General features: G+C 59.0%; 10 protein-coding genes. 6 read left to right on the plus strand and 4 right to left on the minus strand.

Annotated elements, in window-relative coordinates; all coding sequences use genetic code 11:
• Position 1: 1 nt before the first annotated feature.
• From HQL98_09425 to HQL98_09435, 3 genes are read right to left on the minus strand one after another with little or no spacing between them, the layout of a single operon-like run.
• Positions 2–718, minus strand: a complete 717-nt coding sequence (locus HQL98_09425) for a response regulator (GenBank protein MBF0272268.1) — start codon at positions 716–718, stop codon at positions 2–4.
• Complete coding sequence (locus HQL98_09430) at positions 715–2,313, minus strand: DUF4118 domain-containing protein (GenBank protein ID MBF0272269.1); 1,599 nt, start codon at positions 2,311–2,313, stop codon at positions 715–717. The genes HQL98_09425 and HQL98_09430 overlap by 4 nt, the downstream gene beginning before the upstream one ends.
• Before the next feature lie 27 nt (positions 2,314–2,340).
• A complete protein-coding gene (locus HQL98_09435; GenBank protein MBF0272270.1) occupies positions 2,341–4,239 on the minus strand; it encodes a potassium transporter Kup in 1,899 nt (632 codons plus the stop codon).
• A gap of 259 nt (positions 4,240–4,498) precedes the next feature.
• On the opposite strand from HQL98_09435, the gene HQL98_09440 reads away from it, so the two are divergent.
• The 5 genes from HQL98_09440 (at position 4,499) to HQL98_09460 (ending at position 13,383) form a co-directional block, all read left to right on the plus strand.
• The gene (locus HQL98_09440; protein ID MBF0272271.1) at positions 4,499–5,575 is read left to right on the plus strand and encodes a hypothetical protein; all 1,077 of its coding nucleotides are present in this window, start codon (positions 4,499–4,501) and stop codon (positions 5,573–5,575) included.
• A gap of 46 nt (positions 5,576–5,621) precedes the next feature.
• Positions 5,622–9,509: a response regulator gene (locus tag HQL98_09445; GenBank protein MBF0272272.1), complete on the plus strand. Its 3,888-nt coding sequence runs from the start codon at positions 5,622–5,624 to the stop codon at positions 9,507–9,509.
• Entirely contained in the window at positions 9,506–10,660 is a 1,155-nt protein-coding gene (locus HQL98_09450; GenBank protein ID MBF0272273.1) for a response regulator, read from the plus strand. Before HQL98_09445 ends, HQL98_09450 begins: the two co-directional genes overlap by 4 nt.
• Positions 10,661–11,213: 553 nt before the next feature.
• Positions 11,214–12,791: a methyl-accepting chemotaxis protein gene (locus tag HQL98_09455; GenBank protein ID MBF0272274.1), complete on the plus strand. Its 1,578-nt coding sequence runs from the start codon at positions 11,214–11,216 to the stop codon at positions 12,789–12,791.
• A 34-nt stretch (positions 12,792–12,825) separates the two neighbouring features.
• Positions 12,826–13,383 (plus strand): twin-arginine translocation signal domain-containing protein, encoded by a 558-nt coding sequence (locus HQL98_09460; protein MBF0272275.1) that lies wholly within the window; start codon positions 12,826–12,828, stop codon positions 13,381–13,383.
• Between the two features lie 183 nt (positions 13,384–13,566).
• Here the strand turns inward: HQL98_09460 and HQL98_09465 are convergent, their stop codons facing one another.
• Positions 13,567–15,651 (minus strand): HAMP domain-containing protein, encoded by a 2,085-nt coding sequence (locus HQL98_09465; GenBank protein MBF0272276.1) that lies wholly within the window; start codon positions 15,649–15,651, stop codon positions 13,567–13,569.
• A 256-nt stretch (positions 15,652–15,907) separates the two neighbouring features.
• Between HQL98_09465 and HQL98_09470 the strand changes: the two genes are divergently transcribed.
• Positions 15,908–16,336: a DNA lyase gene (locus HQL98_09470; protein ID MBF0272277.1), complete on the plus strand. Its 429-nt coding sequence runs from the start codon at positions 15,908–15,910 to the stop codon at positions 16,334–16,336.
• Positions 16,337–16,340: the final 4 nt, after the last annotated feature.

The following is a 16,340-nucleotide window of genomic DNA, read 5'->3' on the forward strand; positions in this document are numbered from 1 at the left end:
CTTATTCTTTCGGGTCGTCATCCCGCAGCCGGTACCCGACGCCCATTTCGGTCATCAGCAGTTGGGGATGGGCGGGATCGGGTTCCAGTTTGCGGCGCAGTTGGGCCATGAAAACCCGCAGGGTGTGGGTCTGGTGGGTATAGTGGGGGCCCCACACCTCCTTGAGAATCTGTTGATGGGTCAGAACCCGTCCGGCGTTTTTGGCCAAGTGCCATAACAATCGGTATTCGATGGGGGTCAGGGTGACGGGTTGATCGTGAATGCGGGTTTCCCGGCGTTCCGGATCCAGATGCAAGGGACCGATTTTCAGGATGGTTTCCCGGGTGGTACCGGAGTTGGTCTGGGAGGAGTGGCGCAAGGCCACGCGGATTCTGGCCAGCAGCTCGTTGACACCGAAAGGCTTGGTCAGATAGTCGTCCGCGCCCGCGTCCAGGGCGGATACCTTGTCGTCCTCCCGTCCCCGGGCCGACAGCACGATGATCGGTATCAGGCTCCAGGTACGCACCTCCCGGGTGAAATCGATGCCGTCTCCATCCGGAAGCCCCAGATCCAGCAGGACAATCTCCGGAGGATGGGCGGTGACCGCCAGTCTGGCCTCCCGCACGTTGACCGCTTCGATCACCTCAAACTGTCGGGCGGCCAGGGCGGTGCGCAGGAAGCGGCGCATTTGCAGTTCGTCTTCCACCAGCAGGATTCGGGTTCCGGCGAGTTGGGTCATGATGGGTGCGTCTCCTGGTGCAACGTTTCTTCCAGTTCCGGTGAGAAAAGATCCGGGGGCAGGGGGGGTTGAGGGAGTTCGATGCGGAATTCGGCTCCTCCTCTGGCCCGGTTCAACGCCCGGATCGTCCCCTGATGGGCCTGGATCACCCCCCGACAAATCGCCAGTCCCAGTCCGGAACCGGGAATTCCGCTGGACTCCCCCCGGATGAATTTTTCGAAAATCCGTTCCTCCTGACCCGGTGGAATCCCCGGTCCCCGATCCCCGATGCGCAGGATCACCCGGTCTCCATCCTTGTGGACTTTCCAGGTGATGTCCAGGTTCGAAGGGGCATGCTTGAGGGCGTTGTCCAACAGATTGATCAATACCTGCTCGAACAAGACCGCGTCTACGTACAACATGGAGACCCCTTCTTCCACATCCAGGGTGATGCGCCGACCCCGGGACCGTTTTTCCAGTCGCACCAGGGTGGAACCGATCAACTCCTCGAAGGGGATCCATTCCAGACGCAGGGTGCAACTCCCGGATTCCAGTCGGACCATATCCAGCAGATTGGCGATCAGCCGTTCCATGCGTTCGGCTTCGGTGCAGATGGTTTCCAGCAGTTCGGTCTGTTGGGCGGCTTCCAGATGGGAATCGTCGTCCCGCAGGGTGGTGCCGGCCCCGGTGATCGCCGCCAGCGGGGTGCGCAGATCGTGGGAGGCCATGCTCAACAAGGTGGCCCGCATCTCTTCGGCCTGGACCCGCACGGCGGCGGTTCTGGCCTCTTCTCCCAGTCTGGCCCGATCGATGGCCAGACTGGCCTGTCGGGCGAAGGCGGACAGTAAGGTTTGGCGTTCCGTCCGCAAGAGCGCCCGATTGCCGATCCGGATGGCCAGGGCGCCATAGAGTTGTCCGGTGGCGATGGGCAGTACGGTGAAGGCTTCATCCGGAAAGACGGGGGTTCCCTGTCCCGCGGATTGCCCATGCTCGCAACACCAGCGAATCACCGTCATGGCCTGCCCGGACAGATGAAAATAGGCTGGACAGACCGCTGCCAGGGTCAATCCGCCGCAGCCGTCTTCCAGCCAGATGCCCGCTTCGCCCCGGAAGAGTCGGGCGGCGTGACGGGTGATGATGCCCGCCATCTCCTGGTCATCGAGAGTGGAGAGTACATCCCGGCTCAGATGGTACAAGGCTTCGGTTTGCTGTTCCCGTTCCTTGGCGTCTTGTTCCTGTCCCCGGATGCGGGTCATGAGACTGCTGATGACCAGTCCGATCACGAACAGAATGATCACGGTCAGGATGGACTGGGAGTCCGAAACCGACAGGGTGAAATAGGGGTGGATGAAAAAAAAGTCGTAGGCTGCCACCGAAAGGGCGGAAGTGGCCAGGGATGGCCCCTGACCAAACCGATAGGCCACCGCCATGATGGGCAGCAGATACAGCATCACCAGATCCGGAGCGGTCAGCCACGCCCGTCCCCAATAGGCCAGACTGGTGGTGATCAGCACCGAAACCAGACCGATGGCATATCCCGCCCAGGAAGAGTCGGATGCGGTCGGGTGCGGGAGATGATCCTGTTGCCGGTATGGCTTTTTTTCCGCGTCGGACATCCCCCGCAAGCTCCTTAGGTGGTGGGATTACAAGGCGATGCGTCCTCCCATTTCCACCACCCGGTGGGGCGGCAGTTGAAACCAGGAAGCCGCGCTGCTGGCATGACGCTGCATGGCCAGGAAAAGCCGGATGCGCCACAACGGAAACCCTTTGCGTCCGGTTCCGGCGGAAAAGACGGAGCGGCCCAGGAAAAAGGAGGTTTCATCCGGGTTCGACCAGTCCTGGAACAAGGTTCCGTGTACCAGGGCGCGGGGGATGTCGGGAGTTTCCGCGAAGCCGAAGCGGATCGTCATCCGATGGAAGCCGTTGCCCAGATCCTCTTCGATCACCCGGTCGCCCTTGACCAGATAAGGAGTATCCACGAACTCCGTTGTGAGGATAATCACGGTTTCGTGGATGATCCAGTGGTGTTGAAGATTTTGCACCAGGGGACGGGGTGCGGTGAAGGCGTGGGTGGTCATGTAGACCCCGATTCCCTGGGAGCGGGGGACCGGATTGGCGGAGAATTGACGCAGGAACGGTTCCAGGGGAATCTCTTCTTTGCGCATGGCTTCCCGGGCCAATTCCAGTCCCATTTTCCAGGTGGACATCAATAGGAAGATCACCGCCCCCAGCAGGAGGGGGAACCATCCCCCTTCCGGGATTTTAAGGGCATTGGCGGCGAAGAAAATCAGGTCGAACACCAAAAAGAAAACCGTCGTCACCAAAGTCACCATCGCCCCCCAACCCAGCATGCCCCGCAACACCAGTCCGAAGGCCAAGGTGGTGTCGATGGCCATGGCTCCGGTGACGGCGATGCCATAGGCCGAGGCCAGATTGCTGCTGCTTTTGAATCCCAGCACCAGCAGCAGGACCGCGCCGAGCAGGATCCAGTTGATGGTGGGGACATAGATCTGACCTTCTTCTTGTTCCGAGGTGTGGATCACCTCCATGCGGGGCAGGAAACCCAGTTGCATGGCCTGACGGGCCGCGGAGAAGGCGCCGGAGATCACCGCCTGGGAGGCGATCACCGTGGCGGCGGTGGCCAGTCCCACCAGGGGATAGAGTCCCCATTCCGGGGCGAGCAGATAGAAGGGATTGCGCACGGTTTCCGGGTTTTCGAGGATCAATCCCCCCTGGCCGAAATAGTTGAGTACCAAGGAGGGAAAGACCACGACCATCCAGGCCAGACGGATGGGACGGCGGCCAAAGTGGCCCATGTCGGCGTAGAGGGCCTCGGCGCCGGTCACGGAGAGAAAAACCGCCCCCAGCACGATGAAGGCCTGTCCTTTGTGCAACATGAAGAAGTGCCAGGCATGGCTTGGGTCCAAAGCGGCCAGCACCTGGGGATTTTTCAGGATGCCATGGATGCCCAGGGCGCCGAGGACAAAAAACCATACCATCACCACCGGGCCAAAGAGGGCGCCGACTCCTTCGGTTCCTTGGCGTTGGAACATGAACAGGCCGACCAGGATGCACAAGGTGAAAGGCACCACCACCGGCTTGAGTACCGGTGTGGCCAGTTCCAGTCCTTCCACGGCGGAGAGTACCGAGATGGCCGGCGTGATCACCCCGTCGCCGAAAAACAGGGCCAGTCCGCAGATGCCCAGGAAATGAATCATGATGCGCCACCGGGGGGTGGCGAACGGGGAACGCAGGGCCAGAGCGGTCAAGGCCATGATGCCCCCTTCGCCCTTGTTGTCGGCCCGCATGATGAACAGGACGTATTTGATGGTGATCACCACCACCAGGGACCAAAAGATCATGGACAATACCCCCAGCACATCGGCCTGGGTGGGCATGCCCCCATGTCCGGCCGAGGCGGCCAGGGACTCCTTGATGGCATACAAGGGACTGGTGCCGATATCCCCGAAGACCACGCCCAGGGCGCCGATCATCAGAGTGGACAACCGATTGCTTCCCGAATCCTCCTGGTGTGCCGACATGCTTGACTGCTCCGTGTCTGTGATTGAGGTTGCCACCTGATGGTGTTTGCGGATCCTGGTCACAGAATAAACGGGGCCGTATCAGCATGGGGTCAAATCCGTGGCGAAAGGCATCAGGATTTTATCAAGACGATGTGAGGATTGGATCGGAATTGGATACCAATTGTATTGCCATGGCGCGGCATCATGCTATCATGATTTCAGCCTTGCCAATATGGGTTCACTATCATGAACCATGGAAAAGGAGCGCCTTTTTCCGATGACAAGGATGACTCTGTTCCTTTCCCGCCACGCCATTGCCAGGAGTCGCGCCATGCCTACCTATCCCTGGATTTATTTGTTGGTGGCTTTGCTGTTTTTGATGCCCGTCATGGCCCAGGCCGGGCAGTCGGATCTTGATTTTGCCCTTCAGGGACCCTCTTTCGAGCCGGGAAAACCCAATCCCAAACTGGTGACTCCGGAGTGGATCCAAAAAGGCATCACCCATCCGACCGGGGGGGAGCCCTTCGACCTGCAAATCGAAATGGACCAGAATCTCTACGAAGCCCTGACCCCTTTGGTGGAACAGTATGCCGCCGGGAGAGGGTTGAAGGTGCGGATCAATCGGGGCACCTGTGGCACCAGTTCCGGGCCGTTGGCCAAAAAGGAGGCGGACATGGCGGGATTTTGTTGTCCGCCCGCCTCCTACGACCGTTTGCCGGGGATTGTCTTTCACACCATCGGCATTGTGCCCACGGTGTTCATCACCCATCCGGGCAATCCCGTCACCCGGATCACCTTCGGCGAAGTGCAGAAGATTTACAGCGGCGACCTGCGTGAATGGCGTGAGCTGTCGGATCCGGCGGCCAGGGAGATGACGGGTACGATCCAACCGGTGGCGCGTCTGCATTGCGAAACCCGTCCGGGCCACTGGCGGGAGATCCTCGATAATAAAAGTCTGTTCTTTCAGTATGCTCTGTTTGTCAGTTCGATCCCCGACATGGTGGATACCGTGGCCTCCAATCCCAATGCCTTTGGTTGGATTTCCCGCTGGGTGGTGGAAAAACCCACCAACAAGGGCAGGGTCCGCTGGCTGAAACTCAACGGCGTCGACCCGGATGACACCCAGGCCGTATCCGAAGGGAAATATCCGTATTTCAAGGTGATGAACATGACTACCTGGGAAGGTGCGGGGGCCAGTCCCCTGGCCGATCGGCTCATTGATCATCTGCTCAACCGTTCCGATCCGGCACAGAACGCCGCGTTCATTGTCCCTGCCAGCGCGCTGCGGCGTCATGGGTGGCGGTTCGACGGCAACGAACTGATTGGCACCCCGAACCATCAAACCAGCCCATGATATCTCGGGGGGGCGGTTTGCCCCCCGGGTCATCCCCGCCAACTCCATGAAACGCCTGTTCTCCAAACTGACCCTGGGTGTCAAGACCGTCCTGATCGGCTTGTTGATCAGTCTGGTGGCGAGCGTGGTGCTGGATCAGTTTCACTCCCGTTTTTTCATGAGTCAGAGTTCCAGCGCCCTCAACGCCGAACTGGCACGGGAGATCCGTACCGTGCGTCACCGGCTGAAACAGTTCAAAAACCAGATTCCGGACACCATGACCCTGTTGGCGGATAACCGCAGGCTGCTGGATTATCTGGCCAGTCCGTCCGCCCCGAGAGAGCGGATTGTTTACAAGAAATCACCCCCCTGGCTGCCTCCTGCGAGCAGTTGGCACCACCTGCACGCCGAGTTGATGCTGCTGCTGGGGGCGGAAGGGGAAATTCGGGAATATTTCCTGCTGGATAAAAGAAAAAAAGAGTTGCCATCCTGGCTGGAGGCGTCCCTGCCTTTGTCGCTGGCCAAGAGTCTGGGTCAGATCCTGGTGATCGAACAGGATCGCCGGCTTTATCTGCTGAGCGCGGTGCGGGTGCGTCAATCCGGAAAGGGGGAGGTGGTGGCCCATCTCCTGATGGTCAGTGCCCTTGACGATGCGTTGCTGGAGAGCATTTATCCCTACATGGGTCAGGATGATCTCGGCGTGGCGATTCTGCTGGGTTCTCCGGCCCGGGTGGTGGCGGATAACATTCCGGGGCCTTCACAGCCGGGTCTGGATGCCGACTCCGACGACCCCCACCAGATCCTGAGCGGCAGTGGGGAGTATTTGATGCTCGGCAAGGAGTACGACGACGACGGCGATACCGAGGCCCGCATCAACCTGTCGGTATTCGTCAAGAAACAGCGCACCACCTTGTTCAGCGCGCAATTGCTGGTGGTGGAACGGCAGATGCAGTTGGCCATGGGTGTGATCCTGGTGATGGCCTTTTTGTGGCTGGCCCTGCGGGAGGTGCGGCGCATTCGCGGCTTGATTCAGCGCATGGCGCTGGTGTCCCGGAAGGAGTTGGATTTTCATCTGTCCATCACCTCCAGCGGGGATGAACTGACCCTGTTGGAGGATGTCTTCACCCGGTTGTGGGAAAAAAACCGTTTGACCCACACCTACCGGACCAATATCAATCGGATTTTGCACTCCGGTCTGGAGACCCGTTCTCTCCACGAGGAGTTGCGACAGGATATCATCCTGGCGTTGAACGGTTGTGATCATTTCAGTTTCGGCAGTGGCGCTATTTTCCTCGCCCAGGGGGAGCCGTTGGTATTGCGTTTGGTGGCTGATGTCGGATTGTCGTCCGGGTCGCAGACGCTGTGTGACGGGATTTCCATGGATGCCTCCTGTCCATGTGGACGCGCCTTGAAAAGTGGCATGGCCATGTTTGATGGCTGTGATCACTGCCGTCCTGTCGCCGCCGTCGCGGAATCGGTGCCCTCTGGGCTGTATTGCCTGCCGATCCAGGGGCAGGGGCAGACTTTGGGGGTGCTGGCCATTCCCATGCGTCGGGATCATCTTCAGGGATCCGACGAGGTGGACTATCTGTGGACCGTGACCCACACCTTGGCCGGAATCATCGAACGGTATCGCAAGGAGGAGGAGTTGGCCAAGGCCAAGGAGCTGGCGGAAACGGCCAACCGGTTCAAAAGCGACTTTCTGGCCAACATGAGCCACGAAATCCGTACCCCCATGAACGCCATCATCGGCATGGGCCATCTGCTGGCGAAAACCGATCTCAATGCCCGGCAGATGGATTATGTCGGCAAGATCACCACCGCGTGTCGCACCTTGTTGGGGATCATCAACGATATTCTGGATTTTTCCAAGATCGAGGCCAACAAGCTCCATCTGGATCCCATCCCCTTCGAGCTGGAAACCGTGTTGCGGGATGTGGCGGATCTGATCGTGGGCAAGGCCGAGGAGAAAGGGATTGAGTTTTTGCTGCATATCGCCCCTTCGACGCCGCCTTTGCTGATCGGGGATCCCTTGCGTCTGGGGCAGATTCTGATCAACCTCGCCAGCAACGCGGTGAAGTTCACCCATGAGGGGGAGGTGGTCATCTCCGTGAGTCCGGAGCATCTCAGTTCGACTTTCGTCTGGTTGCGTTTTTCCGTGCGGGATACGGGCATCGGACTGGCTCCGGAACAACTGGAACGGCTTTTTCAAGCCTTTGGACAGGCGGAGAGTTCCATCACCCGTCAGTACGGGGGGACGGGATTGGGGTTGGCCATCAGCAAGCGGCTGGTGACCATGATGGGGGGAGACATCGTGGTGAAAAGCACTCCCGGGATGGGGAGTGATTTCAGTTTCCGGGCCGGTTTTGCCGTCCAGGAGCGGGAACCGGAGCGCATGCCCATGACCTTGAACCATTTTCGGGAATCCAAAGCCCTGATCGTGGACGATAATGGGCCTTTTTGCATGATTTTTCAGGATCTGCTGGCGCCCATCGTTCGGGAGGTGGTGGCCGTGCCTTCCGGAAAGGCGGCGTTGCTGGAATTGCGTCATGCCAGCGAAAGCCGGTCGGCTTATGATCTGGTTTTCATGGACTGGAACATGCCGGAGATGGATGGCATCGAGACCATTCGCCGCATGCGCGAGGAGTTGGATCTGCCCCAACTGCCGGCCACGATCCTGGTGACCGCCCATGCCCGGGAAGACATCCTCCATCAGGTGGACCGGATCCATGTGGACGGGTTGATTTTCAAGCCTGTCAGTCAATCCCAACTGGTCAACGCCCTGATGGAACTGCGGGCGGGCAGGTCGTTGCGCACCTGTCGCAACGGGGATTCTCTGGCCACCATCGAGGCCAGATTGCGGGAGACCATCGGTGGCGCCCGGGTGGTGGTGGTGGATGACAGTCCCATCAATCAACAGGTGGCGCGGGAGATTCTGGAGGATTGTGGTCTGACGGTCACCCTGGCGGGGAATGGTCGGGAGCTGGTGGCGTTGATGAACAAGGCCGCGCCCGGTGAGGTGGAACTGGTTTTCATGGATCTTCAGATGCCCGTCATGGATGGTTTCACCGCCACCCGGGCGCTTCGGGAGATGTCTTGTTATCGGGATCTTCCCATTGTGGCCATGACCGCCAACGCCATGGTCGGAGACCGGGAGCGTTCTTTGGCCGCGGGCATGAACGATCATGTGGCCAAACCGATCGATCTGGTGGAGCTGCATGCCACCCTGGAACGCTGGTTGCCTCCCCGTTGCCGGATTCCGACCCCTGGGGCCGCAGAGGATGGGGAGTCGTTCGGATCCGACGGGGAGGCGGGTTTGCTGCCAGCCCGGCTTCCGGGATTGGATTTGCGCGAGGCTTTGGCCCGGGTCAAGGGCAACGAACGGTTGCTGGGGGAGTTGCTGGTGGCTTTCTGTCAGGAACATGGCGCCTCGGCGCAACGGATCCGGGGGTTGCTGGCGGTCGGGGAACGGCGATCCGCCGCCCATCTGGCCCACGCGGTCAAGGGGCCGGCGGGCAATCTGGGCGCCCGGGAGCTTTGGGAGGCGGCCCGGGAGCTGGAACAACTGATCCTGGACGACGGGGATGACGGGGAGCTGAACTTCGCCTTGAACCGTTACGACAGCCGTTGGCCCGCCTTGCTGCATTCCGCCGCTCTTGTGGAAAAGAGCCTGTCGAGGAATGGTCGAAAAATGGCGGATTACGGGCCGGCGCTCCAGGCCGGGGAGGTGTTTGTGCTGTTGCGTCGTTTGCGGGGATTGCTGGCCAGTCATGACATGGAGGCCCGCACCCTGGCGGAACTGCTGCGGGGATTGCCTGTGGATGAGGTCCGTACTCCCCTCATCGAGGCTTTTTTTGCCGCCATGGATCATTTGGATTATCGATCCGCTGGCCATCTGTTGGAACAACTCGCCTCAACCCTGTCCATCGATCTGGACGAGGAGCCTGCCGCATGACGACTTTTCCCGAGCCGCCGACGCTGTTGATCATCGACGATCAACCGGCCAACATCAAGGTTCTCAACGAACTGCTCCGGGCTGAGTATCGCATTCTGTTTGCCATCGAGAGTCGTGCCGGTCTGGAGATCGCCCGGGAGCGGTTGCCGGATCTGGTGTTGCTGGATGTGATCATGCCGGAAATGGATGGTCATGAGGTGTGCCGGCGTCTGAAACAGGATGAGAAAACCCGCAACATTCCGGTGATTTTCATTACCTCCTTGCAGTTGAAGGAGTTCGAGACCGCCGGATTGCTGCTTGGGGCGGTGGATCATGTCACCAAGCCGTTTCATCCCGAGATCGTCAAGTTGCGCATTCAGAATCAACTGGAGCTGAAACGCCATCGGGATCATCTGGAACAGATCGTGGCCCAGCAAACCGCGCAACTGCGTCTGGCCAAGGAGGCCGCCGAGGCCGGGGAACGGGCCAAACGGGATCTGCTGATGCTGTTCAGCCATGAACTGCGCACTCCGTTGCACGGCATCATCGGTTTTACCGATCTGCTGCTGACCTCGGGGCTGACGGATGAACAACAGGAGTATCTCGCCGTGGTGAGCCGCTCCTCCCATGTGTTGGCGGATATGGTGGAAGGGATCCTGGAATTGATGCAGATCGAACTCGACGAACGCCAGACCCTTCCGGAACCCTTCGACCTGAAGGCCACCTTGCACGGGGTGCTGGAGCGGCACGAACGGGCGGCCCGGGACAAGGGGTTGACCCTGGAGTTGCGGGGGGCGTTCGACTCCCTGCCCGATGTGGCGGGAAGTCAGCGGCACTTTGGACGGATCGTCGATCATCTGGTGCGCAACGCGGTCAAATTTACCGCCCGGGGGGGGATTGTCCTTGGGGTGGAGACCCTGGAGGATCGGCCCGGGTATTTGCATGTCTTCGTGTCGGACACCGGAATCGGGATCGAGGAGGGGCACCGGGAGTTCATTTTGCAATACTTCACTCAGGTTGAGCGGGTGATGACCCGGCATCAGGGGGGATTGGGGCTGGGTCTGGCCTATTGCCGCAAGGCCCTGGCCCGTTATTTCGAGGGACGGCTCTGGCTGGAGAGCGTGCCCAACCAGGGCAGTACCTTTCATTTTGATGCGCGTTTGTGTGGGTAGATCTTTACGAAAAGATTGATCCGTTCCGGGGTCCGTGTTACCGTGCTGCTCAAGATTGCTAATGGAACCCATGAATAAAGGAGGGTATATGAAACTGAATCTGATGGCCAAGGTGGTGATCGCTTTTGCTTCGGTCCTGTTGATTACCCTTGCGATTGCGGCAAATGGCTGGGTAAGCCTGGATGGGGTCAACAAACGGGTTCACAATACAACCCGTATGGTCAAGATCCAGGCGGAAGCGACCAATATTCTGCGGGCCGAGCGGAATTTTATCGAGAATCGGGATCCCGCCCATCTGAACACCGCCCTGCAGGCCGGGGAGTCGATCAAGAGCAAGGCCACCGAGGCGCGGGAGGTCTTCAAGGATCCGGAGGACAAGGAGCGGATGCATCATATCATTCAGGTGACCGACGCGTATGGGCGGCTTTTCACCAAACTGGTGGAAGGGGACAAGAAAATCACCCATGATATCGAGGCGATGCGCCATACCTCTCAGACTGTGATCGAGGCGGTGCATGTGCTGGAAAAGGGGCAGTCGGAAAAATTGCGTGGCATGGGTGAGCATCTCAACACGTTTCAGTGCATGAAAGATCTGCAGGGCAGTCTGGATAGCCGCATCCAGAAGATCAACAGCAGCAGTGAAATGGGGTTGCTGTTTCTCGATGCCCGGCTGGGGGAAAAAGAGGTGATCCTGTCGGGAGGCAAGGATACCAAACAGATCGAGCGAACCCGCACCGGTCTGGACAAAGGCAAAAAGCTCGCCATCGAAATGACCGCCTCTTTCACCGATTCCAAGGATCAGGAGATTGGCAAACAGGTCGAGACGGCGTTTGGAACATATATCCAGGAGTTCGATGCCCTGTTGGCCCTGTTGCAAGAGCAGGAGAAGGCGGAACACGACATGGTGACGGGCCGTCGTGAACTCAACAAGGTGATTGACGAGGTGGTCGAAGGGCAGCAGCAGAAACTGGATGGTGAGGTGGTGCGGGCGGAATCCTTCATTCTGGTCGGCAGTCTGATCGCGATCATCGTGGGTACCCTGATCGCCTTGATTTTTTCCCGGAGTCTGGTCAAGGCGGTCACCGGATGCATTGGCAACATGGCCAGCATGGCGGAGGGCAATCTGGCGATTCGTTGCGTCACCACCCGTGCCGACGAATTGGGCAGCATGTCGAAGGCCATTGATTCGGTGGCGGTGAAGTTGCGCGAGGTGGTCGATGAAGTAACTCAATCGGTGGCCAACGTCACCTCCGGTTCCATGCAGCTCTCCTCGTCGGCCCAGACCCTTTCCGAGGGGGCCACCTCCCAGGCGGCCAGTATCGAGGAAACCTCGTCGGCCATGGAGCAGATGACCAGCACCATCTCCAAGAACATGGATAACGCCATGACCACCGAAAAGATCGCCCTCACGGCCTCCCAGGATGCCGCCGAAGGGGGAGAGGCGGTGTCGCAGGCGGTGTCCGCCATGAAGGAGATCGCCGGCAAGATTTCGATCATCGAGGAGATTGCCCGTCAGACCAATCTGCTGGCTTTGAATGCCGCCATTGAGGCGGCTCGGGCTGGCGAACACGGCAAAGGATTCGCCGTGGTGGCTGCTGAGGTGCGTAAATTGGCGGAACGCAGCCAGTCCGCGGCGGGTGAGATCAGTCAGTTGTCCTCCACCAGCGTGGGGGTGGCCGAACGGGCCGGAGAGATCATCAACAAACTGGTGCCGGATATCCAGCGCACTGCCGAGTTGGTGCAGGAGATTTCCTCATCCAGCCGGGAACAGAGTCAGGGGGCGGTGCAGATCAACCAAGCCATCCAACAACTGGACCGGGTGATCCAGCAGAACGCCGGTGCCTCCGAAGAGATGGCCGCCACCGCCGAGGAGCTGAATTCCCAGGCCGAACAACTCAGGCAGTCCATCAGTTTCTTCCGGACCGGAGCCAATCCCGCCGCCATTCCAACCCGGTCGGCAAAGTCAGCCATGGTTTTGGGCTCGGGTGGGGTTTCTCTGGCTTTGATGGATCGAACCCGCAAAACCGCCAAACCGGCGATTCAAAAAACAGTTGTTTTGCCGGCTCCGGGTCAATCCGGCGGTCGCACCTCCCATTCCGGGAACCTGGATGACGAATTCGAACGCATGTGACCCCACGATTTTTTGCCTGGAAAGGAGAACCATCATGACCCATCCGAACGGATGTTTCCCCGGGGATCACCATCCGGTTGCCTTGACCATCAGCCGTCGCCGTTTCTTGCGTCTGACCGCTGCCGCCGCCAGTGGTGTGGCGCTATACTCTTCCCTGGTTCCCGGCGTACTGCACGCCGGGGGACATACCGAGGCGATGCTGCTCAGTTGCATGGACTATCGCCTGATCAACCAGATCGAGCATTACATGTTCAAGCGTTGCATGCGCACCAAGTATGACCATGTGATCCTGGCCGGGGCCTCCCTGGGCGCCTTGAACGACAAGTTCCCGGCCTGGGGTCAGACCTTCTGGGATCATCTGGATGTGGCCAAGAAGCTCCACGACATCCGTTCGGTGATCATCATGGATCATCGGGACTGCGGCGCCTACAAGGTGATCCTGGGGGAAGATCTTGCCAAGGACGCCCAGAAGGAGACCGCGGTTCACAAGGCCCAATTGGAAAAACTGGCGGCTGCGGTCAAGAAGAAATATCCCGAACTGGGTATCGAACTGCTGCTCATGGGGCTGGATGGAGAGGTGGAGACCCTGTGATGTCGTGTGATGTCGTGTGATGGAATGGGTCATCCCCGGTCCCTGCCCGGATGCATCGGCGCGGGATCGGGGATGGCGGTCGTCAGGGAGGAGTTGTTTTGTCCCTGTTCGGCGTTTGAACCGGGACCTGTCCGAATGTCGGGCAGGTCCCGGTTTGGTTTCTGCGGTGCGCAGGCCGGGGGGTCAGAAGGTCTCGAAGGCGTCGTCCGAGGTGTCGGAGGCATGATGGCCCGCCGATTTGGACGGGGAGTGGTGGACCAGGGCCAGGTTGTTACCCGGTCTGGATTTGCCGGCTGGGCCGGAAAGATGGGCCAGCGCCTTGGATGAGGAGGTGTGGCTGACTCCCCGTCCCGAACCGTGTCGGGATGACCCTCCCACCACCACCGGGGCGTCGCCGATGTTGAAAAAGGCGATGCTGGATTGCAGCAGTTCGGCCTGGGCGTTGAGTTCTTCGGAGGTGGCCGCCATCTCTTCGGAAGCGCCGGCATTCTGCTGGATCACGTGGTCCAGCTGCTGAATGGCCTTGTTGATCTGTTCGGCACCGCTGTTTTGTTCCTGGCTGGAGGCGGCGATCTCCTGGACCAGTTCCGCATTCTTTTGAATATCCGGCACCAGCTTGATGATGATCTGTCCGGCCCGTTCCGCAACCGAGACGCTCGACGCGGAAAGACGGCTGATCTCGGCGGCTGCGGTTTGGCTGCGTTCCGCCAGTTTGCGGACCTCCGCCGCCACTACGGCAAACCCCTTGCCGTGTTCCCCGGCCCGGGCCGCCTCGATGGCGGCATTGAGGGCCAACAGGTTGGTCTGACGGGCGATCTCTTCGATGATGGAGATTTTGGAGGCGATTTCCTTCATGGCGCTCACCGCCTCGGTGACGGATTTGCCCCCCATTTCCGCGTCGGTGGAGGCCTGACGGGCGATCCGTTCGGTTTGCTGGGAGTTGTCGGTGTTTTGCTGGATGTTGGCGGCCATCTGTTCCATGGCCGAAGAGGTCTCTTCCACGGAGGCGGCCTGTTCGGTGGATCCCTGGGAGATGCGCTGGGAGGTGGAGGAGAGTTCCTGACTGCCACTGGCCACGCTGTTGGCGGCGTTGCGCACTTCGCTGAGGACGCTGCGCAGTTTGTCGGCCATGTCGTTCAAGGATTTTGCCAGGGTGCCGATTTCGTCCTTCTGGTCGATGTCCAGACGGGTGGTCAGGTCGCCCCGGGCCATGGTTTGGGCGAAGGTCACACCTTGCACGATGGGTTTGGTGATCAGGGCCGCCAGGAACAAGGCGATCAGGATCCCGAGAATCACGGCGGCCACGATGGTGCCCACGATGATGGTATTGGCTTCACCCGTCAATTTCTCCGCCTGCTCCCGGGCTGCGGCCAGTTGTTGATAGCCCGCTCCTTCCGCGTCCATGGCCTGTTTGATCACGTCGGCTCCCAGTCGTCCCATCTCGGCGAGGATGGTTTTCAAGGCGTCATCGTTCTTGATCCAGTTCTGGGCCGCTTCGGTATATTCCTTGGTGGCTTTGCGGGCCTCTTCGATGAGCTTGAGTTGGGCGGGTTCGGTGGTGATTTTTTGCAAGGAGTTATACAGTTCCATCAACTCTGGAAGCAGTTGATTCATCTGTTTCCAGGATTCCCGGGTTTTGTAATTCACCTCATCTTTTTCCGCACGCATGATGCTTAAGGCATGCACGTAGATATTGGTGGTGATGATGTAACGTTGCACATAGGGATCCAGGGCGGCGGAGTCGGCTTTGCCTTGCATGGCAGCGGTATAGGCATCGACCTGCATCTTGAGGAAGGTGGAGGCGGCGTTTTCGACGATTTTGCCTTTTTCGATCATCTGGGCCACCGCGGCCTTGTTGGCTTGCAGGGCTTTGACCCCGGCACGATACTGGTCCGCATAGACGGCGGTGCCGGTCCGGGCGAGTTTGGATTGTTCCAGCAGCTTGGTATTGTTGTATTTTTTGGCCAGTTCGTCCACCTTGTCGAGGAATTGATTCAACTCCTTGACATTTTTTTCCGCTTTTTGATGAATTTCATCTTTTTCGTACAGCAGATAGTTTTTCTCTTCCATGATGGTGGCCAGGGCCATACGCTCCACGCCGGTTGCGAATTCAACCGCCTTGGCATTATTGTCCGTGATTCCGAACAAGGCCCCCGACACTTTGCCTATGTAAAGATTCGCTAGCCCTCCGAAGATAACGGTAATGGCAACCAGGAGGAGCGCTCCTCCAAGGATTTTGGTTTTTACGCTGAGATCGTTGATGTTCATAGAACGAAAACTCCGTGATGTTCTTGAATAAGGGGGCCAGGTTGTTTTTATCAGGCATTCCAAAGAAATATCTGTGATTCAATAAATCGATTTTTACCAATCGTATCAGGATCCAATGTTTGCGTCAATCCGGTTTTGCAAGCTTTTTGCTCAATCTTTTAAAGACGGTTTTTTTGTGCGTTCGAGTTGCGTGTGTGTTTTGGAGTATTGTATGTGAGTTTTCGCTATCTATATCTTGGTGTGGGAGATCAACCCGATGAGACTGTGGAGCCTGCATCCAGGTTATCTGGATTCGGCGGGGCTGGTGGCGGTGTGGCGCGAGGGATTGCTGGCGCAAAAGGTATTGCGCGGCATGACCCGTGGTTATCGTCACCATCCCCAGTTGATCCGTTTTCGGCAGACCGATGATCCGGTGGGCGCGGTGGTGGCCTATCTGCGGGTGGTGGAACAAGAGGCGGTGCGGCGGGGATACCGTTTCGATCCGACCCGTCTGGGTCCGGAAGCGTGGTCGGGCACGCTGGAAGAGACCATCGGTCAGCTTGATTTTGAATGGCGCCATCTGTTGGCCAAGGTGGCGATTCGTTCTCCGGTCCATTACGCCGCAATTGCGGGAATGGGGCGGCCCGATCCCCATCCGTTGTTCACGGTGATCGACGGGGCGAAACGGGGCTGGGAAAAAGGGTGAGGGG

Source organism: Magnetococcales bacterium, assembly GCA_015231755.1.
Taxonomy (GTDB): Bacteria; Pseudomonadota; Magnetococcia; order Magnetococcales; family Magnetaquicoccaceae; genus Magnetaquiglobus.